We start from the raw sequence: 25,186 nt of genomic DNA on the forward strand, positions 1-25,186 counted from the left end.
GTTCAAATGGCGATTCAGCGTTTAATTGGTTTTGGGAAAAAAGAAGAGTTTAAGGAAATTTTGGCAATTTTAAGAAAGCAGAATCCTGATAGGATAAGGGTTCTGTGAAATTTGTCGTGTACAGAGAAAATTCAGCAGCACTATCCTGCCCTACACCACGCCCTTAAGCCTGATCAAATCACCACATGGCAAAAATTAGGACTGCATAAAAATCATTTACAGCGCTTTGAAGAATTTCATAGTCCAAGTGGACAGCTTAGCTTTGAAAAATGTCTCAAGGATATTCAACAATACAGTGACTTTGTACTGATTCCTGAAGACCTGAACTATCCTCAACAGCTTTTACCTTATAGCGACAAGCCGCCCATTCTATTTGGGCAAGGTAATGCCCAAGCCTTGATGCAACCCCAAATTGCGATTGTTGGTAGCCGCAAACCTAGTCCCCAAGGTCGGCAAATTGCTTATGATTTTGCTTATTATCTAAGTGAGCAAGGGTTCTATATCAATAGCGGTTTAGCACAAGGAATTGATGAAGCGGCACATCGCGCTGCCATACAACACCACAGAACCATTGCCGTGATGGGCACAGGTTTAGATCAAACTTATCCGACCGCACATCAGCGTTTAAGACAAGAAATCATCCAACATGGGGGAACCGTAATCAGTGAGTTTCTTCCACACACTCCCCCATTGCAACACCATTTTCCACATCGAAATCGTATCGTCAGTGGGCTCAGTCTTGGTGTCATCGTGGCGGAAGCGGCATTAAAAAGTGGTTCACTGATCACGGCTCAACGCGCTGCCGAACAAGGCAAATCTATTTTTGCCATTCCAGGCCATATTTATAGTGAGTCACATCAAGGTTGCCATCAACTCATACGCGAAGGTGCAATTTTGATTGATCATCCACAACAGGTCATTGAAGACTTGGCATTGGCTACACAATGGCAATCGCAGACTGCTAAAACCTTAACAACCACCGAAATAGCGACACCCGAAACAGTAATACCGGACACCCCGCCACCCGAACCTATCCCAGAACATTTAATTGCGCTGTATCGGCAGCTTGATTGGGTCGGCCAAGGCCTTGATCAATTGTCCATTCAACTCAAAATTGATACCGCGACATTGACCAGTCAACTGATGGAATTAGAGTTAATGGGCTATGCCACACAACAAGCCGGACACTACTTACGTTGTCGAATGGGTAAATTAGGTTCACAATAGTCCTTTGTCGAATCAGTTAAGGTCTATAGAAATGATTACCACCTCTGTTGCAGAAGCAGCTTCCTGTCTTAAAAAAGGTCAGGTTCTCGCATATCCTACAGAGGCTGTTTGGGGATTGGGCTGTGATCCCTACAATGAGCAAGCCTTTCTCGAAATTTTGCGCTTAAAACAACGTCCCATTGAAAAAGGCGTGATTTTATTGGCTGCCAATGTCGCTCAAGTTGAACACCTGCTCCAAGGCTTAACAGAAGATATGCGTCAGCAAGTCATTGCGACATGGACCAACCGTAAACCCAATGAACGTGCAACCACATGGTTATTACCGGCTGGCGACCATATTCCAACATGGATTAAAGGCAATCATCCAAAAGTCGCAGTCCGTGTGACGACCCACTCTTTATGTGTGGCTTTATGCCAAGCTTTTAATGGCTTTATTGTGTCTACCAGTGCCAATCCTGCGGGATTAACCCCTGCACGTTCCTTACAAGAAGCCAATCAGTATTTTGCCAATGAACTCAATTACTTAAATGGTGATCTCGGCCTAAGCCAAGAACCAAGCAAAATTATTGATGCTGAAACAGGTGAAATCATCCGCGCATAAGCTCGGATGCCTGTCTACACCAGCCTTTCGGGAAAATACAGACAAAAAAAAGCTCAGCCATATAGGGATGGCTGAGCATAAAAAAGGATGTGTATAAAATCACATCCAGAGGGTCTTGCAATCTCTGGGTAAATATCAAGTAATTATTAAGAATTACTTCATCATTTACGATGAAAGTATTATGTAATATTTTTTTAAATTTAACAAATAGATTTTTTATATAAATAAAACTACTGATAAGCACTTTATTTGTGATTTTATAACCACTTAGTCAAAATATGTATCTATTTTTGATTGATTTTTAAGACGAGCATTTGTTTTTTTAATTCAGTTTTACATTCAAAAATCCATTTTCAAAAGATTTGCTCTATAAAAAAATAAGTTTGTTTGATTGTTTTCTAATCAACACTTCTCGTAAATTTTCAACTTTTTACTGGATTTACTTACGCTGCGCCAAGATCACCCCAGTAATCGCCATCACTGTGCCGACACTATGATAAAACATCCACTGCTCAGCCAACCAGAAATAAGCAATGATCGCGGTAAATACCGGCATCAAATTCATAAAAATACTGGTGCGATTCGGCCCGAGATGTTGCACAGCCAACATCCATACCAACGGTGCAATCAATGATGGAAAAATTGCCGCATAAAATACACTTGGCGCATTCGCAGGATTAATCGCGTCAATGCCTAAATACAACACGAATGGCAAGTGATATAAAACGGCAAAGAAAATTTGTACATATAAACTCAACAGTAGCGGAAGTTTCAATTGCCATTTTTTTAAAAACACCCCATAAAAGGCATAGAAAAACACTGCGAAAATCATGAGGATATCGCCGAAATGTCCGCCCATATTCAGTAATTGACTGAAATCGCCTTGCGCAATGACAAACAATAGCCCCGTAAATGAAATCGCACAGCCCAAGATGGCATAGCGATTAGGCACATCTTTCAGTATGAAAAATGCAACGGCAATCGTAAAAACAGGGATAAAGGCATTGATGATGCCCATATTGGTCGCCGTCGTATAATGCGCAGCGGTATAGCCCAAGCCTTGATATAACACCATGCCAAAAGCACTCAGCACAGCCAATTGCTGCCAATGCTGCCCGATAAGCTGTCTTTGCTGCCAAACGGTTTTGAGCATAAAAGGGGTCAGAATCAAAAATGCAATAAACCATCGATAAAAACTGATACTGACTGGTGAAATATAATCCGTCACATAGCGGGTGACGGTAATATTTAACGACCATATAAATACCGCGATCAGAGGCAAACAAATTGCAAATTTCGCCCAACGCGCTTGAAGCAACATGTCTGACTCCTCAATATATTGTGCAAAGATTGGTTTAGGTATTTTGAGTGATGTCTGTTTTAATTGAAATACATGATTTCAGACATTTATATTGTAGTTCAGACATCGACACTTAGGCTTATATGACATCAGCACCGATTGAACAACAAATCGAGCTTTTTGAAGCACACTACACCACATTAGATGCTGTCTATCCGCACAGTTGTCTTTGGGGTGATTTTAATTTTTGTCTCGATGGTATTTTCGAATATGAGATACAAGGGCAACATCATCTCTCACCTGCCAGTTATGGGGTGTGGATTCCCCCACAGACAGAACATTGCTCAGTCGCGATTGATGAGCAACCCATTCATTATGTGGCAATCCGACTAGCACCTGATCTCTGCATAAATTTCCCCAAGCAGACGGAAGTATTTAGCATCCAGCCTTTCTTTCGTTTATTGGCGCAAGAAATTTTGGCCTTTCCTACAGAGCAACATACCACACCACCCTATCGACACCTGCTACAGGTCTTATTCGACCAGTTAAAAACAGCACCCAAACATCAACATTATTTACCGCAAAGCCATGATGCGGTGTTAAAGCCGATCTTGGTGCAGCTTGCAGATGTAGATCATTTTAGCTTGAGCCTACAGCGATGCTTAGCCAATGTGGGTTTGAGTGAGCGTCAGTTACTGCGGCTGAGTCAGCACGAACTACAAATGAGCCTTTCTGAATGGCGAAACCGTGCCAAAATTATTTATGCCATTCAACAACTCCGCGCTGGTCAGTCTATTAAAGCTCTCAGCTATGAATTGGGTTATCAACACAGCTCAAGCTTTATTGAGTTTTTTAAACGCTATACAGGAAAAACCCCGAACCAACATCGTGCCTCAAGTTAAATACAAAGCAATAAACCAAGCATTAGCTCGAATTCTGCAAACTACTACAAAAATTATGCGAAAAGCCTATCGATAAAAGCTTGCTGTTCACCAGATTTCCCTTTAAAACAAGGATGAAAGGCACAACTTCAATTAGGAACGAATATGTCAGCTTCAGTTTACGATATCCCAGTAAAAACGATCCAAGGTGATGACACCACACTCAATCAATACCAAGGCAAGGTTTTATTATTGGTCAATGTAGCCTCTAAATGTGGGCTAACACCGCAATATGAAGGCCTAGAAAAACTCTATACAGAGAAGAAGTCGCAAGGCTTTGAAGTCTTAGGCTTTCCTGCCAATAACTTTTTAGAACAAGAACCTGGTTCTGAAGCTGAAATTCAAGAATTTTGCTCGATCAACTACAAGGTCGATTTCCCACTTTTTGCAAAAATTTCTGTTGCAGGCGCAGATAAACACCCACTTTATCAAACCTTAACCCAAGCCATTCCTGAACGCATTGGTGAAGGCCCATGGTGGGATGATTTAGTCGAATACGGATTAACACCAAATCCAAAGCCTGAAGTGCTCTGGAACTTTGAAAAATTCCTCGTGAATAAACAAGGCGAAGTTGTGGCACGATTTGCACCTGACATCAAGGCAGATGATGCTCGTATTGTCGATGCCATTAACGCTGAATTAGCCAAATAATTCGACAATATCTCAATCTCTCAGTTAAGATTATTGTGATTTTAACTGAGATTAATCATTTTAAATTATCACAATAATATTTAATAATTATCACATATTGATAATTTACACATTTCACCCATTGTTTTAATATTTCATATACACATTGTTCAAAGCTTCCCTGTAAATACTCATTATGATGAGTCTTATCAATTCACATCCAGCAGTAAACAGGTGAACTTAAAATACATTAATGAAAGCTATCGTTTTATCTATTTTTTGACAGCACGTGTATCTGCGCTAACAATAGATGCACGGCAAAATACTCAAAAGGCGAAAACCCAACAGCACACTAAACAATACACACGGGGTAAAAACCAAAGCCAGAACAAGAAAAAAGCGGTAAATCCATCACATACCTGGCGTTCTGGACGAAAAGTATCTTCTGAATACCGTGGTCATCGCTACAAAGGTGACCACAACAAATATAAAAAATTGTCTAAATCAGGCAAAAACCAACAATGGATTAAAGTGAATAGTGACTACATTTTAATGAATGCTGTCAGCCACGCCATGATCAAAATCATTGCGGGTTAAACCCACCAAAACATCAAAAGAGGGCAAATGCCCTCTTTTTTTTGTTCAAGCGATTATTTTGTTATTGCTTTGCAACAATCTATTTTTAATCCACATTCTGCCCCTATATTCAAAGCATAGACTTAACACATAGTGATGATTGAATGAAAAAGCTTGTGCAGAATGCCCTTCTCCCTTTTGCCATTTTTAGTGGTGTTTTGGTGCTGATTGGCTGTGAACCTGCCACAGCACCGCAACAGGAACAAGAAATCGCAGCAGAAAATGATCGCCCTGCAACAACATCAACAAACGAAGATCAATCTGCGACACAAAGTCAGGCGACAGATCAAAGCCAATTAAAAAGCGGCAATATGTTTTATATCGTTCGCGATGTTGCGGATATGCAACTTAAAGCCGGCAATTATGTTGAACAACTCAAACAAACGCAGGTCGATTTAGAAGCCGCAGTCAGCAACCAAGATCATCTCCAATTGCAAAAAGCGGCAACCCAGCTACAACAGCAGCTCAAAGGTTTCAATCAAGCTTTGAATGATTTAAATCTAAAAAGCACTGAAATTAATGATATTCGCAGCAATTTACAGGCAGCGAATCAGCAAGTATTGGCCTCACCTTTTCTCAATGGACAAGTCGATTTAAGCAAAGTTGATTTTCAGAAAATTCAAAATCAAATGGGCAATATTCAAGCTGAAATGCTGAAATTGGCAAGTATGTTGATCCAAGATCAAGTAGGCAAAAGCTCATCTACCGCACCCTCTGAAACTGAATAAATAGCGAAATCTAGCATTTCCATTGCATTCCACCTGTTTTAAATCAAAAAAGCGTTAGACCTTGAGCTAACGCTTTTTTTCTTACAGTTCCGCTATAGAACACGACTGTTTTTCCTTTTAGATTAATGCTTAATAATAAAGCCAATGATGGAACAGTTATGTCAAACGCTGTGATTTATAACATTACACCCATTACCTTTCGTTTAGATTTAAAAGATCCTTTCTTATTTACTGCCCATCATATTGATCATTTTCCTGCTGCAAATGCTGATATGGGGCCAAAAACAGCCGCAGAAAAAGATGAATTCAATATGTACTATGGCGATGTGGTTCCAGGTTTTCCGGAGCATCCACATACTGGCTTTGAAACCATTACCTTGGTTGAACAAGGCTATGTCGATCATTTCGATTCATTAGGCAATGGCGGACGCTATGCTGCTGGTGATGTGCAATGGCTGTCTACAGGCAATGGCGTTGAACACTGTGAAATGTTCCCCCTACTGCATGAAGACAAAGCCAATCCATTTGAACTTTTCCAAATTTGGTTTAATTCATCGGCTGAACAGAAAACCCATGATGCCGACTATAAAATGTTTTGGCGTGAAGACATTCCTCACGTCTTTGAAACCGATAGTGAAGGAAAAAAATCGGATATACGTGTAATTTCAGGGCAGTTCAAATCCACTGATGCTATTTCCCGACCGCCACACTCATGGGCGGCTGCCGCAGAAAATAAAGTCAACATTTATTTAATCACCCTGCAAGCAGGTGCGGAGTTGGTGATTCCCGCAACAACAAGTAGCTCCAACCGTTTTGCTTATTTTTATCAAGGCAATACATTAGAAATAGAAGGTCAAACCATTCAGATGAAGCATTTGGTTGAACTCCAATCAGATGCCGACGTCCATCTCAAAGCAGGTGGATTAGAAGCCCGGATTCTGTGGTTAGAAGGTGAACCGATTAATGAACCCGTGGCAATGCGCGGTCCATTTGTGCTGAATACCACTGAAGAACTCAATGCGGCTTTTAAACGCTATCGTGAAACCCATTTTGGAGATTGGCCTTGGCCAACACCCGCACCGGTCTTCAAACCTAATCAGGCTCGATTTGCCAGTTATGAAGGCGGTCAACGTGTAGAGCACCCAGAGCAAGAAAACTCACAAGTGTCTTAAAGTTCAATTAGTTGGATTGAGCAAATTCAAAGGTATTACAGTTTTTATCTTGTCCAAGTGCGCGTTGAACATCTTGTTTAAAACGTGCTTGGGCAAAGGTATATTGCTTCGGTAAAAATAAGGTAATACGTGTCGTCTGTGGATCTAAACTTTCGACCAACATTTTATGCAAATACGCCCCATTCTCAGTTCGTGCCATCAATGTCCCCTGCTCCAAATGCTCTTCTAAACGATTATCGGTATAGACGTAGCGATTGTTCGCGGTAAACGCAACACAGTGATTATAGGCTTGTCGCAGATTTCGAAAGGCGGTCATATATGGGATTTTAAGCTCCGTACTGATGCCATTATCAACCGATTCAGCGACAAGTGCAGCTTCAGTGGGAAGATTGGGTGTCGTGACGTATTGGCTTTGACATGCAACGAGCAAACTATAACAAAGACACAGCGATAAACTGTTGAAAAATTTGTGCATACAGACCTATGTAAATTGTTCTTATTCATTTTGCAGCGATTGTAGCAAAACTGCGTTGCTGATTTAATACTCTATTATTCATTCCATGCTTTCATTGCAGACACCATGCAGCTGATTATTTTTACAGGCGTTCAAGCCTCTGGCAAATCAACCTTTTACATGTTGAATTTATATCATAGCCATTTACGTATTAATTTGGATATGTTGAAAACCCGACATCGGGAAAATATGATCTTTGAAGCTGGTTTGGCATCCAAAACGAAAATGGTGATTGATAATACCAACCCAGATCGGGAAGCTCGTGCTCGCTATATCCAACGTGCAATTGATGCAGGTTTTGAGGTGATTGCTTATTATTTTGAAACCGATTTGGACAGTACCTTAAAACGCAACAGTTTTCGTGAAGGCAAAGCCCATATTCCAGAAGTTGGCGTGCGTGCTACTTATCGCAAACTTCAAGTTCCATCACAGGATGAAGGCTTTGATCTAATTTTTAAAATTAAAATTATCAGTCACGGCGAGTTTTCAATTTTACCCATGCATGAATAACAACCATTAACCTGCTTTTTGGCTATCTTGCCATTTTTTAAAAGCCGATTGCATGGCCTGACGTTCATATGGTTTCACTAAACGACTTTCTAATGAAGCAAAATCACCTTTATAGGCAGCAGCAACCATCGATTTTGCCAGTTCTTGAATACTCACGCGCCCACGGTGTTCATATTGTTGAACTTCTTCATGGGTGAGTTCAACATCCCAACATGACACTACAGAACTGAGATCAACCGCAATGCTCAAGTAATATTGATCAAAGTCTTGATAAAGTTCCCAAAAATGCGGCTCATAGGCGATAAGGTTCATGGTGCAATGCTAGCTGATTGAATTTAATCACTATAAAGATTGTATTGAATAAAATATATTCAACTTTAGGTGATAGATATAAAGCCTGAGCTGAAAAATTTAGGGGAAAATTTTGATAAGAGATTTGATGTGAATATTATGGAGAATAGAAATTTCTCAATTATTCATTACAAATAAATCACTTCAAATTCATCAAAGACAATCAAATGAAATTTACTTACCAGTTATGTTCTTTGAACTCAATATTTGGGCAATATTGTTGTATTATCTTTTCTACGTCATTATTAATTTGGTCTAAGGGCAAAATAATCCCTATACACATACCGAAGAAAACAATTAAATGAGTTTGCGTTTTCTCAATATTTGATACTAAACTCCATGAAAAAATTTGAGTGTAATACTCAGTACTTTCGATAAGATTTTTCTCTGTAATCTCAATTTCTTTATCCCCAATAAGAATTTTCGAATTTTCAGCCATTTGATCGATATATCGTATCTTAAACATATTTTGAAAAATAGAGTTTACTTTGGGCAACAATCCCAATAAAAGAGCGACCAACAAAATCAAGTAATTCAAAAGTGAAGAGTCATTTTTGAAGAAAATAAAAATAAAGAGACTGACTATTAATAGTATAAAAAATTTAAACACTAATCTGAGAAACTTAACTTCGAATTTGTCATATACAACAGGATTAATAAGCTCTTCGTTTAGCACCTGAAATACATAAAAATCTTCATTGGTTAATTTAATATTGAGTTTCATTTTATTTTTTATATCAAGATTTATTTGCTAAATATTATATCCATCTCGATTTAAGTTGTATATTTGAACATAAAAAAACCACCCTTTCGGGTGGCTCTTTCAATCTCAAACTGCGTCTTATTGAGCGCGGTTTTTGATTTTGCGGATGGTTTCCAACTGAGCAGCAGTTTCTGCAAGAGCAGCCAATGCAGCAGCTGAGTCCAAGTCGCTCTTTTGATTTGCTAACAATTGTTCAGCTTGTTTACGAGCTTCAATAATTGCTGCTTCATCAAGGTTGTCAGCACGTACTGCAGTATCTGCAAGTACAGTAACAACGTGCGGTTGAACTTCTAGTACACCACCTGATACATAGATTAATTCTTCTGTACCATTTTCAAGCAGAACGCGGATTGCGCCCGGCTTGAGCAAAGTTACTAGTGGTGCATGGCCAGGCATAATACCCAACTCACCACCAGCACCTTTAGCAATTAGCATAGTTACAGTGCCAGAGTACAAAGACTCTTTAACACTTACAACGTCACATTGCATAGTTGACATGAGAATCTCCTAAATTAGGTAACTAATTAAAGTTTCTCAGCTTTAGCAATAACTTCGTCAATACCACCAACCATGTAGAACGCTTGTTCTGGAATGTGGTCGTATTCACCAGCTAGAAGACCTTTAAAGCCACGAATTGTTTCTTTAAGCGGTACAAGTTTACCAGGAGCACCAGTAAACACTTCAGCTACGTGGAACGGTTGAGAGAAGAAACGTTGGATCTTACGTGCACGATATACAGTAAGTTTGTCTTCTTCTGCCAATTCGTCCATACCAAGAATTGCGATAATGTCTTTCAATTCTTTGTAACGTTGAAGAACGTTTTGAACTGAACGAGCGATTTCGTAATGCTCAGTACCCACCACAAGTGGATCTAACTGACGTGAAGTAGAGTCAAGTGGATCAATCGCTGGGTAAATACCAGAAGATGCGATGTCACGGCTCAATACAACAGTCGCGTCCAAGTGAGCGAAGGTAGTAGCAGGCGATGGATCTGTTAAGTCATCGGCAGGTACGTATACCGCTTGAATTGACGTAATAGAACCAGACTTAGTAGACGTAATACGTTCTTGAAGAACACCCATCTCTTCTGCAAGAGTCGGTTGGTAACCTACTGCAGATGGCATACGACCTAGAAGTGCTGATACTTCAGTACCCGCTAGTGTATAACGATAGATGTTGTCGACGAACAATAGAACGTCACGGCCTTTACCGTTTTCGTCTTTTTCGTCACGGAAGTACTCAGCCATAGTCAAACCAGTCAACGCTACGCGTAAACGGTTACCTGGTGGCTCGTTCATCTGACCGTAGACCATTGCTACTTTGTCTAGAACGTTAGAGTCTTTCATTTCGTGATAGAAGTCGTTACCTTCACGAGTACGTTCACCAACACCAGCAAACACAGATAAACCTGAGTGAGCTTTTGCGATGTTGTTGATCAACTCCATCATGTTTACAGTTTTACCAACACCGGCACCACCGAACAGACCAACTTTACCACCTTTGGCGAACGGGCAAAGTAAGTCAATGACTTTAATACCAGTTTCTAAAAGGTCAGTAGAAGCCGCTTGTTCTGCATAAGAAGGCGCTTGACGGTGAATTGGTAAACGAGCTTCAGTACCAACAGGACCAGCTTCGTCGATAGGGCGACCAAGAACGTCCATGATACGACCTAAACATGCAGTACCTACAGGTACAGAGATAGGCGCGCCAGTGTTAGTTACAGTAAGACCACGCTTAAGGCCTTCAGTAGAACCCATTGCAATAGTACGAACTACGCCATCACCAAGTTGCTGCTGAACTTCTAATGTAGTTTCAGTACCATCAACATGGAGAGCGTCATAGATCTTAGGAACGCTGTTACGTTCAAACTCGACGTCGATAACCGCGCCGATGATCTGAATGATACGACCGCTACTCATTGCTGTCTCCTCAATTCAAACTAATAATGTTAAACGGCAGCGGCACCACCAACGATCTCAGAGATTTCCTGAGTAATCGCGGCTTGACGCAGCTTGTTATAAATAAGTTGTAGGCTCTTGATCAATTCACCCGCGTTATCAGTTGCAGCTTTCATTGCAACCATACGAGCAGACTGTTCACATGCGATGTTTTCAATCACACCTTGATAAACCATAGACTCAATGTAACGAACCAATAAACCATTTAGAAGCTCTTCAGCTTCTGGTTCATAGATATAGTCCCAACCGTATTGACGATTTAGGCCTTCGCTTTCCTCAGCAGCTGCTAAAGGAACAAGCTGTTCGATTTTTTGGTTTTGAGTCATGGCGTTGACAAAGCCGTTTGACACTAGATAAATACGATCTAACTCGCCTTTATCAAACGCGTCTAACATCACCTGTACAGAACCAGTTAACTGTTCAAGACTCGGAGCATCACCTACGTTTGTAGTTGCACCAAGAACTTTACCGCCGTAGTTTTTAAAAAACGAAACCGCTTTTTGACCAATTAAAGCAAATTGAACTTCAATTGACTGCTCTTGTTGCTGTTGTACGTGTTTGACCACTTTTTTGAACAAGTTAATGTTCAAACCACCAGCAAGGCCGCGATCTGAAGAAACAATGATATAGCCAACGCGCTTTACAGGACGTTCAACCATATAACGGTGTTTGTATTCAGGGTTCGCTTGTACCAAATGAGCAATTACACGGTGCATATTTTCGGCATACGGACGGCCTTGAGCCATGCGCTCTTGCGCACGACGCATCTTAGAAGCTGCTACCATCTGCATCGCGCGAGTAATTTTCTGCGTGCTTTTGATACTAGCTACTTTGGCGCGAATTTCTTTTAAATTTGCCATACGCTTAACCTAGTATTCGAAAGCCCTTTCGAGCTTCCGAAGGTTGATCCGTGAACCAAACCAAAACCAGATTCAACACAGTTGAATCTTAGTAAGTTTGAGTCGCTTTAAAGCTTTCAATACCTGCTTTGATTGCTGCTTCGATTTCTTTATCGTAAGCACCAGTCTCGTCAATTTTTTGCATTAACGCAGCATTTTCTGAACGGAAGTAAGAGATCAACGCAGCATCAAATGCAACGATTTTCTTCACTTCTACGTCAGCCATGTAGCCTTCGTTAGATGCATAAATTGAAACAGCTTGGTCAGCAATTGAGTATGGAGCATATTGTTTTTGCTTCATAAGCTCAGTTACACGTTGACCATGTTCAAGCTGTTTACGAGTTGCTTCGTCAAGGTCAGAAGCGAACTGAGCAAACGCAGCTAATTCACGGTATTGCGCAAGAGCGGTACGGATACCACCTGACAATTTTTTGATGATCTTAGTTTGAGCAGAACCACCAACACGTGATACAGAGATACCCGCGTTCACAGCAGGACGAATACCTGCGTTGAATAATGATGTTTCTAAGAAGATCTGACCGTCAGTAATCGAAATTACGTTTGTAGGTACGAATGCAGATACGTCACCGGCTTGAGTTTCAATAATCGGTAATGCAGTTAATGAACCAGTTTGGCCTTTAACTTCACCGTTAGTGAATTTCTCAACGTAGTCAGCAGATACACGTGAAGCACGTTCAAGTAAACGTGAGTGTAGATAGAATACGTCACCAGGATATGCTTCACGACCTGGTGGACGACGTAGAAGCAATGAAATTTGACGGTAAGCAACAGCTTGTTTAGACAAGTCATCATAAATGATAAGCGCGTCTTCACCGCGGTCACGGAAGTACTCACCCATTGTACAACCAGCATACGGAGCAAGATACTGCATCGCTGCAGGATCAGCTGCAGCAGCTGCTACAACAGTTGTGTACGCCATAGCGCCAGTTTCTTCTAGCTTACGCACAACGTTAGCGATAGTCGATTGTTTTTGACCAATTGCTACGTATACACATTTAATGCCAGAATTTTTCTGAGCGATGATCGCATCGATCGCCATAGCTGTTTTACCAGTTTGACGGTCACCGATGATCAACTCACGTTGACCACGACCAACAGGGATCATTGTATCTACTGATTTATAACCAGTTTGTACAGGTTGATCCACTGATTGACGCCAAATTACGCCTGGTGCTACTTTTTCAACAGCATCAGTAAGTTTTGCGTCAATAGGGCCTTTACCATCAATTGGGTTACCAAGAGCATCTACTACACGGCCTAAAAGTTCTGGACCAACCGGAACTTCTAATACACGACCTGTGCAACGAGCTTTTTGACCTTCTTGAAGGCTTAAGTAGTTACCTAAGACAACGGCACCCACTGAATCCTGTTCTAGGTTCAGTGCCATACCAAATAAGCCGCCGTCGAATTCGATCATTTCACCGTACATTGCATCAGCAAGGCCGTGAATGCGCACAATACCGTCGGAAACCATAACAATGGTCCCTTCGTTCTTAGCGGTCGCGCTGGTGTCCAGATCGCCGATACGCTGTTTAATGAGCGCACTGATCTCGGATGGATTCAGTTGTTGCATTGCGCTATACCTCAATCTTTTTAAAGTTCAGTCTTCGAGCTGTTAAGCAAGAAGACGAGTCCGCATTTTTTCAAGCTTGTTAAGCGCAGAATCATCTATCACTTGGTCGCCTGCACGAATAACTACACCCGCGATCAACGCTGGGTTAACTTCTACAGAAACATTTACGGCAGCTTCGAATTTTTTCTCTAATGCATGCGCAAGTAATTGTTCTTGTACAGAAGTCAATGGGAATGCAGATTCAATCACTACATCCACAGTATTGTTATTCTGTGATTTGAGCTGTTCGTATTCTTCTGAAATTTCAGGAAGAAGTGCCAGACGGTCATTATCGGCAAGCAATGTCAAAAAGTTTGACACTGCTGCTGTCTGGTCTTCACCTAAAACTTTTGCGAAAACACTTACCTGCTCAGCAGGAGTAAGCTCAGGGCGATTTAGATAAGCTGAAAATGCTTCGTCTTGCACCGCAGCACTGAGCAAATTCAATGCATTTGACCAAGCGTCAGTTGCATTTTGCTCAGAAGCGTAAGCAAATGCTGCTTTAGCGTATGGGCGTGCCAACGTCAAGAGTTCAGCCATAATCCGCCTCTCTTAAAGTTTAGCAGCCAGCTGAGTCAGCATGGCATTGTGAGCTTCTGCGTCAACTTGCTGGTTCAGAATTTTTTCTGCGCCAGTAACTGCAAGAGCAGCAACTTGTTGACGTAATTCTTCGCGAGCAGCATTGATTTCAGTATCAACAGCTTCTTTCGCTTGTTGACGAATACGCTCACCTTCAGCCGCAGCTTGAGTACGCGCTTCTTCTACCAATTGCGCACCACGACGGTTCGCTTGTTCGATCAATTGAGCCGCTTGTGCTTTAGCCGCGTCTAATTCAGCTTTCACTTGTGCTTGCGCATCCGCAAGGTCAGCTTTTGCTTTTTCAGCAGCGTTTAAGCCATCAGCGATTTTACGCTGACGCTCACTAATCGCATTGATTAGTGGTGGCCATACAAACTTCATGCAGAATGCGACAAAAATCGCAAATGCAATCGCTTGGCCAATCAATGTGAGGTTGATATTCATTGCTATTCCTCAATAGTTTAATTTAGGAATTAAGCTGATTAACCTACAAATGGATTAGCGAAGATGAAGAACAAGCCAATACCAACACCGATCATAGGCACAGCATCAAGAAGACCTGCGATTAAGAACATACGAGTTTGAAGTTGTGGAGCCAATTCTGGTTGACGAGCAACAGCTTCTAAGAAACGGCCGCCTAGAAGACCAAAACCAATCGCAGTACCTAAAGCACCAAAAGCGATCAAGATAGCAGATGCAATTGCAACTAGACCTAAAGTGAGTTCCATGATAATTCCTCAGAGGTTAGGTTTATACCAAATTAAGTTAAAAAATTGTGTGCCCAACCACCCTTTGACAGTTGAGCAATACCATTAATGCTTTTCGCTAGCCATACTCATATATACGATAGTCAACATCATGAAAATGAATGCTTGTAACGTAATAACAAGAATATGGAAGATCGCCCAAGGCACAGACAACGCCCACTGGATCCAGAACGGTAGTAATGCGATCAAGATGAAGATCAACTCACCCGCATACATGTTACCGAACAGTCGAAGAGCCAATGAGATTGGACGTGCAATAAAAGTTACTAATTCAAGAATAATGTTTACTGGAATAAGTAATGCTTTTAAAACTGGGTTACTTGGGTTAAATGGGTTAAGTGCAAATTCTGCACCGAATCCGACAAGACCTTTCTCACGGATACTATAGAAAATAGTTAACGCAAATACTGATAATGCCATACCCAAGGTAATGTTAGGATCAGTAGATGGAACGATTTTGAAGTAAACGTGGTGAGGATCCATACCAAACACGTTAGCACCGATCAATTGAGCTGTATAAGGAATCCAGTCAACAGGGATCAAGTCCATCAAGTTCATGAGGAAAATCCACACGAAGATGGTCAACGCTAACGGCGCGATTAAGCGCGATTTGCCATGGAAAGTGTCACGGACACTTGAGTCAACGAACTCGATAATCATTTCGATTGCAGACTGGAACTTGGTCGGAACACCAGAGTTTGCAGCTTTCGCTACAACCCAGAACAACAAACAGAAAACAATACCAAGGCCAATAGACCAACCCATTGAATCCAAGTGAATAGCAGTGAACCCCATCTCTTGAGCTTCTTTAGCAGTCTCAGCTAACTTCCAAGTACCATCTGGCATTTTGCCATAGGTCAAGTTAGTCAAGTGATGCTGAATGTACTCGGTCGAAGTAAGGGCATGTTCTTCAGCAGCCATAAATCACACCTGGTCAATGTCAAAACTAATAGAGAAAACGAATATCGCGTGCTGCCTGATATCTCGTTACTCTCCAAAAAACTTTTCAATTTTTTGTTGTGTTTATACTCGTTTTTTTAAGCGTGTTGCCCAAAAAGGAGCGACCCACGACATACTTTGTACGAGCATAAAACCACAAAACAATGCCACCGCTGACAACGGCTTGACATTGATCAAAATCAAAATGAATCCAACAATCACGATTGCAAACTTGCCCATTAAGCCACGATACATGTTTGACAGCACCTGTTTAGAGGCACGGGCACCAGCCGCACGAAACGACTGCCATGAAAAGTAGCTACTTGCTAGCCAACATACCAACGCACCCAAAGCTGCACTATATGCTGTGATTGTGTCTTTAAGGACCCAACCAATCAGGGCTGAAACAGGAATCATTACTGCTTGTAAGATGACTAAAGCTTTCGCTAATCGTCGATCAATCATGCGACTAGTTCGACTCATTTTTGTTCACTCACAGCAATTCTGCTTGACAAGTTTAACTGATGATTATTTTTAATCGCAGGCATTATAGAGTTACACCCCTTAACTTGCAATCTTTTCCCGACCTTAGTCGTGTTTTTTTAAATTGGCAAACTGCTTTCAAACTAATCAATAGTTGTTTATTTTTTACTTTACTTTCGTGCATTTAGTGTGCATTTAAGGGTTTCATCAGCCAACATCTTCCATGCTGTTACAAAATCCCCTGCCCCACTCATCGTTTCGTCAACTGGCTGAAAGACGATACCACCGAGCTTTTGATACTGATTTTGACTGGCATGTGCTTCTGCAAGTAAGCATACTTTTGGCTGCGCGCGATGGTCTTTCAGGTACTTGATTTGTGCCAATGTCGGTGCGACATGTGGATCATCTGTCAACGCACCGGTAAATTTCAAATTCAGTGAGCGCTCAAGATATTGATAGGCATCGTGGTAAGACCAGTAAGGTTGAGCACGGCTCGACACATCGGTTTTTTGTGCAGTAACCAAGAGTTTCTGCGCAAATGCACGTGCATTGGCCCAATATTTTTCACGATGTTCTGGAAACTGTTGTGAACGTAACGCGGCTATAAAAAAGCCGATTCGAACTGCATTGTTTGGTTCAAGCCAGACATGCGTATCGATTGTGCCTTTTAATGCATTGCCACGAACATCACGTAATGGCAAAGCACTGATAATACCTGAGTCTAAAATAGCGATACTTTTGCCACTTTCACCCAACATTTTTGCCAATGGTGCTTCGTGCGCGTGACCTAACCATAAAACGAGATTGGCATCTTGCACGGTTTTACGGTGTGCAGGCGTCAAGCTCACATCATGTCCAGATTGATGGTCAAGCAGTAATTTCGGTTGCTCTACACCCTTGAGTACATCCTTTGCGATTAGATAAATCGGTTGTGTAGAAACAACGAGACCTTGCGCCCAGCTCATCACACTGAATAAAGCCAAACTACAAAAAAGAATTACACGGGACATGGGGAGAGAGCACCATAAAATGAATAGTGTTATAATATAACAAAATCGTAAAAAAACCTACGTCTGTTCGTAAGTCCTTACGCTTCATGTTAAGATTTAAAGTCTTTTTCTTTATACAGTTTCGTACTCGAGGTTGGCTATGAGCGCATGTTCACACGAACATCATAATGCTTTGCATGGTGTACACGATCATCATAATGTCGAACAGCGCCTTGCTGAAGCTGAGAGTCTCTGTAGCGCGACGGGTGCTCGACTTACGCCCTTGCGTAAAGAAGTATTGGAACTGATCTTGAACGCAACGGGACCAATGGGTGCTTATGACCTTTTGGCTAAAATCAAAAGTGAGTCTGACCGACCTGCAGCGCCACCGACGGTATACCGTACGCTGGATTTTCTGCTTGAAAAAGGTTTGATTCACCGTCTAACGTCGATTAATGCTTACATCCCGTGTTGTCATCCGCGCGAAGGACATCAAGCCGCATTCCTGATTTGCACCGATTGTAAAATAGTCAAAGAAGCATCTGCTCAAGGCTTGATGGCGCAACTCGATGAATTGTCTGCATCCGATGGCTTTACTGCACATCACAGTATTATTGAAATTTCAGGGATCTGTCAGCAGTGCCGCAGCAAACACTAAATATGAAGCCCATTGTGGCTTTAGAGCATGTTCATGTCCGAATCGATGAACGTGACATTTTAAAAAATGTAGATTTCGCCTTACACGAAAAAGAAATTGTCACCTTGATTGGTCCTAACGGTGCAGGCAAATCCACGCTCATCAAAGTGTTATTGGGTATTGTAAAACCTGTATCTGGTAAAGTGATCAGCATACAAAAATTAAAATTCTCATATGTGCCACAAAAATTTAATCCATCACACAGCTTACCGCTACGTGTGTGTGATTTATTGGCATTAGAAAAATGTGATGCCAGCATTAAGCAAGAAATTATTCGTGATACAGGCATTGCCAAGTTACAACAATCTAAAGTTCAACAACTATCGGGCGGCGAACGTCAACGTGTATTGATTGCACGGGCTTTATTGCGTCAACCGAATGTATTGGTTCTGGATGAACCTATGCAAGGTCTAGATATCCAGTCTGAAGCGGAACTGTATGACTACGTGCGTAGCCTGCCTGAAAAATATGGCTGTGCAGTTTTGATGGTCTCTCATGATTTACAGTGGGTCATGCAAGGAACACATCGTGTAGTTTGCCTCAATAAGCATATTTGCTGTAGTGGCTTGCCTGAAAATGTGCAGCAACATCCTGAATATCAAGCGATCTTTGGGACAAACCGTGTGTTCTATCAACACCATCATGATCACTGTGCGCATGGCGATAGTGCAACGCCTTGCCAGCATGACTCTCGTCCTCATATTCACCCTGAACCGGAAGCATAATCCATGATGGAATGGCTACAACTCCTTTTGCCAGCATGGATCATGGGCACTTTGCTGGTGTTCCTGACTGCACCGCTTGGCTGTTTAATGTTATGGCGTCGCATGTCATTTTTTGCGGACACCATGGCACATGGCACCTTACTCGGTGTCGCCATTGCCGGTGCAATGAGTCTACCGCTTTGGACGGGCGTTACATTGATTGCGCTCTTATTGGTTGCAATCTTATGGGTGTTACACGATCCACGCTTGCCCAATGACGCCTTGCTCGCGCTTTGTTCGGCTACACTCCTGTGCTCAGGCTTACTCTTCATACAACATTTGCCAAGCTTAAGACCTGAATTACTCAGCTATTTATTTGGTGATTTACTCACCATTTCTTGGTCAGATTTGCCTGTCTTTGCAATGGTGATCATTGTGGCACTGACCGTGCTGTATAAAAGTTGGCAATCGCAGATTCAGATTGCCATTGACCCCGATATTGCGGTCAGTGAAGGTGTCAGCGCCAAATGGCAACGTCTGATTTTTATGTTGTTACTGGCCTTATTTACCGTATTGGCTTTACGTGCTGTCGGCTCATTGCTGATGGGTGCACTGTTAGTGATTCCTGCATTAACCGCTCGTTTATTGGCAAATTCTCCGAAGCAAATGGTACTGTGGTCTTTCATCATTGCCCAAGTCGGTGTAACTGTAGGTTTATGGTCAAGTGCTGGTTTAAACACCTCTACAGGACTGACCATTGTATTAACTATGGCGCTGCTCTTTGCCCTAATTTTTATTATGCAAAAATTTAAGAAAGTGGCTTAAGTAGCAACGTTCATTGTTCAATTCGCGACATATCAAAAAAAAAGCCATGCAGTTGCATGGCTTTTTTTGCACGTCAAATACGATACTCAGAATCATCTCACTGGATTTATTGATGCACCAAACTCAATAAACTCGCAGCACAAGCAAATAATACCGCAAAGGTTCGATTCAAATATTTTTGTTGTTTGGGTGATTTTAATAACCGCAGCACTTTTGCAGCGAGACCGGTATACCCCGCCATGACAATCAGATCGATGCTAATCATCGTTGCAGCCATAATGACATATTGAATCCATTGGGGTTTGGATAAATCTAAAAACTGCGGCAAAACAGCCAATAAAAATACAATCGCTTTAGGGTTGCTCATATTGACCAAAAAGCCATGTAAAACTAATTTTGAAGGTGATTTATTTGGTAAATCTTGTTGGATTTCAATTGACTCTGTTGGCGCTGTCCACTGTAAATAAGCCAAATACAATAAATAGCCCACACCAAACCATTTCACGATCAGAAAAGCCCATGGTGTCGTCGCAAATAAGAACCCTGCCCCAGCTGCAACAATGACTATCTGAACCAAAAGTGCCAATTGCAGGCCGATGGCATTCCAATACCCATGCTTAAACCCATAATTCAAACCACTCGACATAGACGCAATTGCACCTGCACCTGGGGAAACACTAATCACCCAACATGCCAACATATATGCAATCCAGATTTGATAGGACATCATTAGCTCAAGTTTGAAATGGGTCTGTATTATAGACATTTACTCTATTTTCATGACAATAATGCACGCTAAAAGGCCAAATGAAGGCTACACTCTCAGCGCTGCTTAAGGCACAATACACACAGCCACTCAGAAATTATAATTTTTAGGAGCCATGAATGTCTGCTCAATCTGTAATTTTGCCATTACCCTCAGATCATGCTCGTTTTATTGTTTTACGTTTAAAAGATTTAACGATTAGCGAATTAAAAGAACAACTTGAAGACTTACTTAATACTCGTGATCGTCTGATTACCCAACATCCAAATGCACAGATTAAAACGGCTGTGGCTTTTGGACCAGAACTTTGGGCACAACTTTACAGTCAATCCCCGGCAGGCTTTAAACAACTTGATCCAATTCAAGGTTCATTTAACATGCCTGTAGCCCCAGCAGATGTATTTATCCATATTGCAGCACAGCGTACAGATATTTGCTTTGCGCTGAGCCAAGCATTCTTTGATGGTATTCAAGATAAAGTTGACGTACTGGATGAACGTGTGTGCTTCCGCAATTTTGATGGCCGTGATTTAACCGGCTTTATTGACGGAACTGAAAATCCGCAATTTCCAGATGATCGTGCTGAAACAGCATTACTAGCTGAAGAAGCTGGCGTATTTGCCAATGGCTCTTTTATTTTTGCACAGCGTTATGCGCATAATTTGGATAAATGGAAAAAGCTGAAAGTCGATGCGCAAGAGCATGTAATTGGCCGTACTAAACTTGAGTCTATTGAGTTAGATGAAGATGAACAGCCTGAAAACTCACATGTATCACGTACAGTTGTAGAAGATGGTGAAGGTGAAGAAATGGCGATTTTGCGTCATTCACTCCCTTATGGTGATGGCCGTGGCGATCAAGGCTTGTTCTTTGTGGCATATACCAATGATTTAAGCATTATCGACAGCATGCTAGTACGTATGTTTGGCACCAGTGGTGACGGCATTCATGACCGCTTACTTCACTTTGTCACTCCTATGGATGGCGCTTATTACTTTGCACCGAGTGAAGAGTTATTGGAAGAAGTGCTGGAAGGTTGAATAAATAAAGCCGACGAGAGTCGGCTTTATTTTTTAAAAATGCTTAAGCACAACCTTCCATTAAAGTTAGGTTAGTATCACCTACTTTTATACCTATAATTTTTTTGCTTTCGATATCATACCGTGTACCCTTTGTTTTATCATGATTCCAAATAATAATTGAATAATCATTTTGAGATTCACCATATGGATTTATTTTTTTATCAATCACTGAATTCTTATATTTTTCATAAATTTTACTTTCTTCATCCCCTACTTTAATTCCTAGATTCGTAGAAACTCCGAGTTGATTTGAAGAAATTACAGAAATTTTATTATTAAGAACTTGAAAATCCACATCGGATTTTATTTTTCTATTTTTAGCAAAAAAACAATTATCTACTCTACTATTTTCAATTTCAATAAATTCATCGTTAATTCTTTGATTTACTTCAACTCCACCAAAACCATTTTCTGTAAATATAGCATTTACATTATCATTTCGTATAACTTCAACTTCACTCTTTGATTGTTCTGTGCATGCTATTAATAAAAAGTATATTAAAAAACTAATAGTAAAAACTGATTTCTTTTTCATTATAAATCTTCCACTTTTGGAGAAAAGTCATGTAGATGAATATGATGATTATGATCCTTCCATGACTGCGAATGAGGCAATAATGCATTTTTTTTAATTTTCACTGGATGTGAGCCAAACAATTTATAGCCAAATTTAAATAACTCTTCAACAAAAGCGACATTTTTATTCCAATCAAAATGATCATGAGAAGTATATGTTACTTCTGTCATATGTCTATTATTAATAGCTATATATCTAAAATCACCATTTATACCATTCAAATGACTTACACTTTCACCTGGGGAACCATCCCTACAACTAAATCCAGATCCAATATATTCGGCATAACCCAAATTACACATAGCACCAAGAACTGCAGACATTGATAATCCTGATAAATAATACCGACCATCACCACTAATAATATTCCACTTATAACCTAAAGATCCACTTTTGTAATATTTATGTTTACGTTGATCAATCAAATATGTATTACCACCTGCCTTAACACCTTTTGATTGCCATTTATCAGCTACTACAAATTGAGACTTACCTAAATTATAAAATCTTCCCACCGAATCATAGTAAATAAATTCTGCATAACCAGTAGCAGCCTTATTTTCACGCTTAATCTTACCATCATGGTAAATATGATAACGTGTTGTATCACTTGTAGGTGGAGATTGATTACTAACAGTTGTTAGTGGCTCACCGCCATTTTCCGTGTATGTATTATCTTGAATAGGCTGATTTTTTTCAGCCTCTGATTTTGCTCTTTCTGCCTGTTCTTTTGCTTCTTTTTCCTGAGCTTCTAGTTGCTTTTTTCGCTGCATTTGGTCAGATTTTTTCTTGAGTTCATCTGCTTCCTTACGCTTTTGATCGGCAATTTCATATAGCTTTGAAGCTTTTACAAATCCCTCATTAACTTTAAAATGCCTAATTGGTATTCCTTTCAGAACACGGAGCTTCTCCAGCTCTTTATTTTTTATTCCAAAGCCAAAAACAAAACCCAATAGCATTTTAACACTAATATCTCCATTACTATCTGTTCTTTTCGCAATTTGCTTATTTCTATAAAAAATACTTACTAGAGTATTTGTTACATTTTCATTATTTTCTTTAACATTAATTTTAAAAAAACATACAGGTAATTTAATTTTAACAGTCTGATTAGATAAAGACTGTTCAACTTTAAAATGATGTATCTTTTGACGTTGTCCAGCTCCAGATACTGAAACCTCGATATCTTCGCCTACTTCAGCCACTACACCTTTTTTAGTCCCTGATGAATCTGCTGTATGCTTTTTTATATTCCCTTTATAAGTTAAGTAAAAACCCATATTAGAAATAGCTTTCTTTGTATCCTCTTCTATAATTTGAATATTAAAACTCACATCTTTTATATTACCAGTAACTACTTCTTTTTTTTCTTCAGATGTATTCTGTTCATTTCTTACTTCTTGAGGTGTTTTATTAGACTGAGGCTTTGATTGAGGCGTATTATTTTTTTCTAAATTCGCTTGAAATATTGAAACATCAAAATCTTTTAAGGTTGCAATTTGTTTTTGATCAGCTTTTTGAATAATAGGATTAGATTCTTTACCATCAGCTACAATTTTAATCTCAGTTGATGGGTGTCTAACAATGACAGGGAGACTGCCATTTTCATCACTTTTAACCCGAACCTTCGTCTCTGCAGAAAAGGATTTTCCTGAATATATTGAAACAACTGTAACTTCTTTATTTATTAATGCCTTTTCATTTTTATCTTTTAGATTTATATATATTTTTCGATTACAACACTGCTCTAAATCAAATCCACCAAAGTCTTGAATATATTTTTTAATATGTGTTCCATTACCATCTGTTTGTTTATGACTAGAAAATTTTGAAACACCTAGAAAAGCCCCCAAACCTCCTATACCAACCAAATGCATGCCAGCGATAACGCCAGACTCATTAATCTCTACACCTTGAATCACCCGACCAAAATGCTCATTTAAATTATTATTTCTAATCTGTTTACATAAATAATTAATCCATTCTTTTATTACTTCATATTGAATTTGAGGATTATTCAAAAATTCAAATTTCGAATTTATATTTTTTTTACCTGACCAATGTCCTGACCAATTATTAGAGTCAAATTGATTCTTCCAATTTTCATGCAAAGCAGATCCTTTCTTTGCCTTTTTAATATCTTCATAAGAGATCCCTTTATCACCTAAATAATATCCTAACTCATAAAGTGCAGACTCCCCCCATTGAAATAAACCCAAATATCCAGCATCATTAATTTTTTTTGCACACCATAGATTTATTGGATGATTTAATGACAAAGATAAATCTGATGAGGATTCTTTAAAGCTAACCGCTTCAATAAAACCCGATAAATTAGTTTCAAAATTTCTAGTAGTACCATCCTTAAAAGTGATTGTTTTTTTCATTATTATTACTCTTTGTACCAATCATTAGCTTTATATTTTTCCATACTTACAGATGTATTATTTTTTAAATAGCTGTTAAGTATAAATTTTAATTCTTGATCCTTACCAACCTGATTGCAACTTAAAACTACTGACTGATCTTTACTATTTATTTTTCTAAAATATGCAAAAGCATTTTTTTCATCATAAATTAACCAAACATTGTGCCCATATTCTTTGTATTCGGCATTATAAATATTATATATTTTTTTATTATATGATATTTTTTGACACTGTCCTGTTGATAACCATTGTGATTTATTTGTTTTTAAATTCAAATCATTAATTACTTGCAAGCGATTTAAGCTACTTTTATCTCTACCAAAATTCCAAATATGTTCACATTCAACTTCCTCAAGCACCTGTATCTTTTTAATTGGCTGATTCCAATAACTCATACAGTCTTTCGAACTTTCCGCATATAACGTTGAGCTATTTAAAAATACAACTATAGCTATTATTTCTTTTATTTTTTTCATAAACTCACCC

The 25,186-nt window shown here is 39.9% G+C and carries 30 protein-coding genes; 12 read left to right on the top strand and 18 right to left on the bottom strand.

What is annotated here, in order from left to right; genetic code table 11:
- Positions 1–129 precede the first annotated feature (129 nt).
- Both dprA and FTU79_RS07345 read left to right on the top strand, forming a co-directional pair.
- Positions 130–1,227 carry a DNA-processing protein DprA gene (dprA, locus tag FTU79_RS07340; protein ID WP_373685653.1) on the top strand — a complete coding sequence of 366 codons (1,098 nt, stop codon included), beginning with the start codon at positions 130–132 and terminating at the stop codon, positions 1,225–1,227.
- 31 nt (positions 1,228–1,258) lie between these two features.
- Positions 1,259–1,828: an L-threonylcarbamoyladenylate synthase gene (locus tag FTU79_RS07345; protein WP_111885874.1), complete on the top strand. Its 570-nt coding sequence runs from the start codon at positions 1,259–1,261 to the stop codon at positions 1,826–1,828.
- A 439-nt stretch (positions 1,829–2,267) separates the two neighbouring features.
- Here the strand turns inward: FTU79_RS07345 and FTU79_RS07350 are convergent, their stop codons facing one another.
- Positions 2,268–3,149 carry a DMT family transporter gene (locus FTU79_RS07350; RefSeq protein WP_180049441.1) on the bottom strand — a complete coding sequence of 294 codons (882 nt, stop codon included), beginning with the start codon at positions 3,147–3,149 and terminating at the stop codon, positions 2,268–2,270.
- Between the two features lie 122 nt (positions 3,150–3,271).
- Between FTU79_RS07350 and FTU79_RS07355 the strand changes: the two genes are divergently transcribed.
- From FTU79_RS07355 to FTU79_RS07375, 5 genes are all read left to right on the top strand, one after another.
- Positions 3,272–4,030, top strand: a complete 759-nt coding sequence (locus FTU79_RS07355) for a helix-turn-helix transcriptional regulator (protein WP_180049443.1) — start codon at positions 3,272–3,274, stop codon at positions 4,028–4,030.
- A gap of 144 nt (positions 4,031–4,174) precedes the next feature.
- On the top strand, positions 4,175–4,720 hold the full coding sequence (locus tag FTU79_RS07360; protein ID WP_111885877.1) for a glutathione peroxidase: 546 nt from the start codon (positions 4,175–4,177) through the stop codon (positions 4,718–4,720).
- A 213-nt stretch (positions 4,721–4,933) separates the two neighbouring features.
- Positions 4,934–5,296: an RcnB family protein gene (locus tag FTU79_RS07365; protein WP_373683897.1), complete on the top strand. Its 363-nt coding sequence runs from the start codon at positions 4,934–4,936 to the stop codon at positions 5,294–5,296.
- Positions 5,297–5,439: 143 nt separating this feature from the next.
- Positions 5,440–6,063, top strand: coding sequence for a hypothetical protein (locus FTU79_RS07370; RefSeq protein ID WP_180049445.1), 624 nt, complete (start codon positions 5,440–5,442; stop codon positions 6,061–6,063).
- A 158-nt stretch (positions 6,064–6,221) separates the two neighbouring features.
- Positions 6,222–7,235, top strand: coding sequence for a pirin family protein (locus tag FTU79_RS07375; RefSeq protein WP_180026138.1), 1,014 nt, complete (start codon positions 6,222–6,224; stop codon positions 7,233–7,235).
- A gap of 7 nt (positions 7,236–7,242) precedes the next feature.
- Here the strand turns inward: FTU79_RS07375 and FTU79_RS07380 are convergent, their stop codons facing one another.
- Positions 7,243–7,710, bottom strand: a complete 468-nt coding sequence (locus tag FTU79_RS07380; protein WP_180049447.1) for a hypothetical protein — start codon at positions 7,708–7,710, stop codon at positions 7,243–7,245.
- 105 nt (positions 7,711–7,815) lie between these two features.
- Here FTU79_RS07380 and FTU79_RS07385 point away from each other — a divergent pair, with 105 nt between their 5' ends.
- Positions 7,816–8,259 carry an AAA family ATPase gene (locus FTU79_RS07385; protein WP_180010757.1) on the top strand — a complete coding sequence of 148 codons (444 nt, stop codon included), beginning with the start codon at positions 7,816–7,818 and terminating at the stop codon, positions 8,257–8,259.
- Between the two features lie 6 nt (positions 8,260–8,265).
- Here the strand turns inward: FTU79_RS07385 and FTU79_RS07390 are convergent, their stop codons facing one another.
- The 12 genes from FTU79_RS07390 to FTU79_RS07445 all read right to left on the bottom strand — a co-directional run bounded on the left by FTU79_RS07390 (position 8,266) and on the right by FTU79_RS07445 (position 17,641).
- Entirely contained in the window at positions 8,266–8,571 is a 306-nt protein-coding gene (locus FTU79_RS07390; protein ID WP_168378803.1) for a hypothetical protein, read from the bottom strand.
- A 217-nt stretch (positions 8,572–8,788) separates the two neighbouring features.
- Positions 8,789–9,334, bottom strand: coding sequence for a hypothetical protein (locus FTU79_RS07395; protein WP_180049449.1), 546 nt, complete (start codon positions 9,332–9,334; stop codon positions 8,789–8,791).
- Positions 9,335–9,451: 117 nt separating this feature from the next.
- A complete protein-coding gene (locus FTU79_RS07400) occupies positions 9,452–9,871 on the bottom strand; it encodes a F0F1 ATP synthase subunit epsilon (protein WP_078191472.1) in 420 nt (139 codons plus the stop codon).
- 26 nt (positions 9,872–9,897) lie between these two features.
- The gene (gene atpD / locus FTU79_RS07405; protein WP_078191473.1) at positions 9,898–11,292 is read right to left on the bottom strand and encodes a F0F1 ATP synthase subunit beta; all 1,395 of its coding nucleotides are present in this window, start codon (positions 11,290–11,292) and stop codon (positions 9,898–9,900) included.
- Between the two features lie 29 nt (positions 11,293–11,321).
- Positions 11,322–12,191 carry a F0F1 ATP synthase subunit gamma gene (atpG, locus tag FTU79_RS07410; RefSeq protein ID WP_078191474.1) on the bottom strand — a complete coding sequence of 290 codons (870 nt, stop codon included), beginning with the start codon at positions 12,189–12,191 and terminating at the stop codon, positions 11,322–11,324.
- A gap of 88 nt (positions 12,192–12,279) precedes the next feature.
- Positions 12,280–13,824 carry a F0F1 ATP synthase subunit alpha gene (gene atpA / locus FTU79_RS07415; protein ID WP_078191475.1) on the bottom strand — a complete coding sequence of 515 codons (1,545 nt, stop codon included), beginning with the start codon at positions 13,822–13,824 and terminating at the stop codon, positions 12,280–12,282.
- A gap of 42 nt (positions 13,825–13,866) precedes the next feature.
- Complete coding sequence (locus FTU79_RS07420) at positions 13,867–14,403, bottom strand: F0F1 ATP synthase subunit delta (RefSeq protein ID WP_078191476.1); 537 nt, start codon at positions 14,401–14,403, stop codon at positions 13,867–13,869.
- 12 nt (positions 14,404–14,415) lie between these two features.
- Entirely contained in the window at positions 14,416–14,886 is a 471-nt protein-coding gene (locus FTU79_RS07425) for a F0F1 ATP synthase subunit B (protein WP_078191477.1), read from the bottom strand.
- 38 nt (positions 14,887–14,924) lie between these two features.
- Entirely contained in the window at positions 14,925–15,170 is a 246-nt protein-coding gene (gene atpE, locus FTU79_RS07430; protein WP_000424060.1) for a F0F1 ATP synthase subunit C, read from the bottom strand.
- Positions 15,171–15,254: 84 nt separating this feature from the next.
- Positions 15,255–16,130 carry a F0F1 ATP synthase subunit A gene (gene atpB / locus FTU79_RS07435; protein ID WP_078191478.1) on the bottom strand — a complete coding sequence of 292 codons (876 nt, stop codon included), beginning with the start codon at positions 16,128–16,130 and terminating at the stop codon, positions 15,255–15,257.
- A gap of 102 nt (positions 16,131–16,232) precedes the next feature.
- Positions 16,233–16,631 carry an ATP synthase subunit I gene (locus tag FTU79_RS07440; protein ID WP_078194025.1) on the bottom strand — a complete coding sequence of 133 codons (399 nt, stop codon included), beginning with the start codon at positions 16,629–16,631 and terminating at the stop codon, positions 16,233–16,235.
- Positions 16,632–16,801: 170 nt separating this feature from the next.
- Positions 16,802–17,641: a metal ABC transporter solute-binding protein, Zn/Mn family gene (locus tag FTU79_RS07445; RefSeq protein ID WP_180035138.1), complete on the bottom strand. Its 840-nt coding sequence runs from the start codon at positions 17,639–17,641 to the stop codon at positions 16,802–16,804.
- A gap of 139 nt (positions 17,642–17,780) precedes the next feature.
- Here FTU79_RS07445 and FTU79_RS07450 point away from each other — a divergent pair, with 139 nt between their 5' ends.
- From FTU79_RS07450 to znuB, 3 genes are read left to right on the top strand one after another with little or no spacing between them, the layout of a single operon-like run.
- Positions 17,781–18,278, top strand: coding sequence for a transcriptional repressor (locus FTU79_RS07450; protein ID WP_078191481.1), 498 nt, complete (start codon positions 17,781–17,783; stop codon positions 18,276–18,278).
- A 2-nt stretch (positions 18,279–18,280) separates the two neighbouring features.
- Complete coding sequence (gene znuC / locus FTU79_RS07455; RefSeq protein WP_373683469.1) at positions 18,281–19,042, top strand: zinc ABC transporter ATP-binding protein ZnuC; 762 nt, start codon at positions 18,281–18,283, stop codon at positions 19,040–19,042.
- Between the two features lie 3 nt (positions 19,043–19,045).
- Entirely contained in the window at positions 19,046–19,846 is an 801-nt protein-coding gene (gene znuB, locus FTU79_RS07460; RefSeq protein ID WP_180009577.1) for a zinc ABC transporter permease subunit ZnuB, read from the top strand.
- A 106-nt stretch (positions 19,847–19,952) separates the two neighbouring features.
- Here the strand turns inward: znuB and FTU79_RS07465 are convergent, their stop codons facing one another.
- Positions 19,953–20,573 carry a LysE family transporter gene (locus tag FTU79_RS07465; protein WP_180026143.1) on the bottom strand — a complete coding sequence of 207 codons (621 nt, stop codon included), beginning with the start codon at positions 20,571–20,573 and terminating at the stop codon, positions 19,953–19,955.
- A 158-nt stretch (positions 20,574–20,731) separates the two neighbouring features.
- On the opposite strand from FTU79_RS07465, the gene FTU79_RS07470 reads away from it, so the two are divergent.
- Positions 20,732–21,652, top strand: a complete 921-nt coding sequence (locus tag FTU79_RS07470) for a Dyp-type peroxidase (protein ID WP_180010769.1) — start codon at positions 20,732–20,734, stop codon at positions 21,650–21,652.
- A 43-nt stretch (positions 21,653–21,695) separates the two neighbouring features.
- On the opposite strand, the gene FTU79_RS07475 is transcribed toward FTU79_RS07470, so the two are convergent.
- The 3 genes from FTU79_RS07475 to FTU79_RS07485 are packed head-to-tail and all read right to left on the bottom strand — an operon-like array spanning position 21,696 to position 25,176.
- A complete protein-coding gene (locus FTU79_RS07475) occupies positions 21,696–22,229 on the bottom strand; it encodes a hypothetical protein (protein ID WP_180026144.1) in 534 nt (177 codons plus the stop codon).
- The gene (locus tag FTU79_RS07480; RefSeq protein WP_180026145.1) at positions 22,229–24,658 is read right to left on the bottom strand and encodes a hypothetical protein; all 2,430 of its coding nucleotides are present in this window, start codon (positions 24,656–24,658) and stop codon (positions 22,229–22,231) included. Before FTU79_RS07480 ends, FTU79_RS07475 begins: the two co-directional genes overlap by 1 nt.
- Before the next feature lie 5 nt (positions 24,659–24,663).
- Entirely contained in the window at positions 24,664–25,176 is a 513-nt protein-coding gene (locus FTU79_RS07485; RefSeq protein ID WP_180026146.1) for a hypothetical protein, read from the bottom strand.
- Between the last annotated feature and the right edge of the window lie 10 nt (positions 25,177–25,186).

It is taken from the genome of Acinetobacter sp. YH12144, assembly GCF_013418345.1.
GTDB lineage: Bacteria > Pseudomonadota > Gammaproteobacteria > Pseudomonadales > Moraxellaceae > Acinetobacter > Acinetobacter amyesii.

What these genes read in the sequence shown, in the direction of transcription:
- FTU79_RS07345 (WP_111885874.1), top strand. Translation starts at nt 1,259, where the DNA reads ATGATTACCACCTCTGTTGCAGAAGCAGCTTCCTGTCTTAAAAAAGGT.
- FTU79_RS07350 (WP_180049441.1), bottom strand. Translation starts at nt 3,149, where the DNA reads ATGTTGCTTCAAGCGCGTTGGGCGAAATTTGCAATTTGTTTGCCTCTG.
- FTU79_RS07355 (WP_180049443.1), top strand. Translation starts at nt 3,272, where the DNA reads ATGACATCAGCACCGATTGAACAACAAATCGAGCTTTTTGAAGCACAC.
- FTU79_RS07360 (WP_111885877.1), top strand. Translation starts at nt 4,175, where the DNA reads ATGTCAGCTTCAGTTTACGATATCCCAGTAAAAACGATCCAAGGTGAT.
- FTU79_RS07370 (WP_180049445.1), top strand. Translation starts at nt 5,440, where the DNA reads ATGAAAAAGCTTGTGCAGAATGCCCTTCTCCCTTTTGCCATTTTTAGT.
- FTU79_RS07375 (WP_180026138.1), top strand. Translation starts at nt 6,222, where the DNA reads ATGTCAAACGCTGTGATTTATAACATTACACCCATTACCTTTCGTTTA.
- FTU79_RS07380 (WP_180049447.1), bottom strand. Translation starts at nt 7,710, where the DNA reads ATGCACAAATTTTTCAACAGTTTATCGCTGTGTCTTTGTTATAGTTTG.
- FTU79_RS07385 (WP_180010757.1), top strand. Translation starts at nt 7,816, where the DNA reads ATGCAGCTGATTATTTTTACAGGCGTTCAAGCCTCTGGCAAATCAACC.
- FTU79_RS07390 (WP_168378803.1), bottom strand. Translation starts at nt 8,571, where the DNA reads ATGAACCTTATCGCCTATGAGCCGCATTTTTGGGAACTTTATCAAGAC.
- FTU79_RS07395 (WP_180049449.1), bottom strand. Translation starts at nt 9,334, where the DNA reads ATGAAACTCAATATTAAATTAACCAATGAAGATTTTTATGTATTTCAG.
- FTU79_RS07400 (WP_078191472.1), bottom strand. Translation starts at nt 9,871, where the DNA reads ATGTCAACTATGCAATGTGACGTTGTAAGTGTTAAAGAGTCTTTGTAC.
- atpD (WP_078191473.1), bottom strand. Translation starts at nt 11,292, where the DNA reads ATGAGTAGCGGTCGTATCATTCAGATCATCGGCGCGGTTATCGACGTC.
- atpG (WP_078191474.1), bottom strand. Translation starts at nt 12,191, where the DNA reads ATGGCAAATTTAAAAGAAATTCGCGCCAAAGTAGCTAGTATCAAAAGC.
- atpA (WP_078191475.1), bottom strand. Translation starts at nt 13,824, where the DNA reads ATGCAACAACTGAATCCATCCGAGATCAGTGCGCTCATTAAACAGCGT.
- FTU79_RS07420 (WP_078191476.1), bottom strand. Translation starts at nt 14,403, where the DNA reads ATGGCTGAACTCTTGACGTTGGCACGCCCATACGCTAAAGCAGCATTT.
- FTU79_RS07425 (WP_078191477.1), bottom strand. Translation starts at nt 14,886, where the DNA reads ATGAATATCAACCTCACATTGATTGGCCAAGCGATTGCATTTGCGATT.
- atpE (WP_000424060.1), bottom strand. Translation starts at nt 15,170, where the DNA reads ATGGAACTCACTTTAGGTCTAGTTGCAATTGCATCTGCTATCTTGATC.
- atpB (WP_078191478.1), bottom strand. Translation starts at nt 16,130, where the DNA reads ATGGCTGCTGAAGAACATGCCCTTACTTCGACCGAGTACATTCAGCAT.
- FTU79_RS07440 (WP_078194025.1), bottom strand. Translation starts at nt 16,631, where the DNA reads ATGAGTCGAACTAGTCGCATGATTGATCGACGATTAGCGAAAGCTTTA.
- FTU79_RS07445 (WP_180035138.1), bottom strand. Translation starts at nt 17,641, where the DNA reads ATGTCCCGTGTAATTCTTTTTTGTAGTTTGGCTTTATTCAGTGTGATG.
- FTU79_RS07450 (WP_078191481.1), top strand. Translation starts at nt 17,781, where the DNA reads ATGAGCGCATGTTCACACGAACATCATAATGCTTTGCATGGTGTACAC.
- znuC (WP_373683469.1), top strand. Translation starts at nt 18,281, where the DNA reads ATGAAGCCCATTGTGGCTTTAGAGCATGTTCATGTCCGAATCGATGAA.
- znuB (WP_180009577.1), top strand. Translation starts at nt 19,046, where the DNA reads ATGATGGAATGGCTACAACTCCTTTTGCCAGCATGGATCATGGGCACT.
- FTU79_RS07465 (WP_180026143.1), bottom strand. Translation starts at nt 20,573, where the DNA reads ATGTCCTATCAAATCTGGATTGCATATATGTTGGCATGTTGGGTGATT.
- FTU79_RS07470 (WP_180010769.1), top strand. Translation starts at nt 20,732, where the DNA reads ATGTCTGCTCAATCTGTAATTTTGCCATTACCCTCAGATCATGCTCGT.
- FTU79_RS07475 (WP_180026144.1), bottom strand. Translation starts at nt 22,229, where the DNA reads ATGAAAAAGAAATCAGTTTTTACTATTAGTTTTTTAATATACTTTTTA.
- FTU79_RS07480 (WP_180026145.1), bottom strand. Translation starts at nt 24,658, where the DNA reads ATGAAAAAAACAATCACTTTTAAGGATGGTACTACTAGAAATTTTGAA.
- FTU79_RS07485 (WP_180026146.1), bottom strand. Translation starts at nt 25,176, where the DNA reads ATGAAAAAAATAAAAGAAATAATAGCTATAGTTGTATTTTTAAATAGC.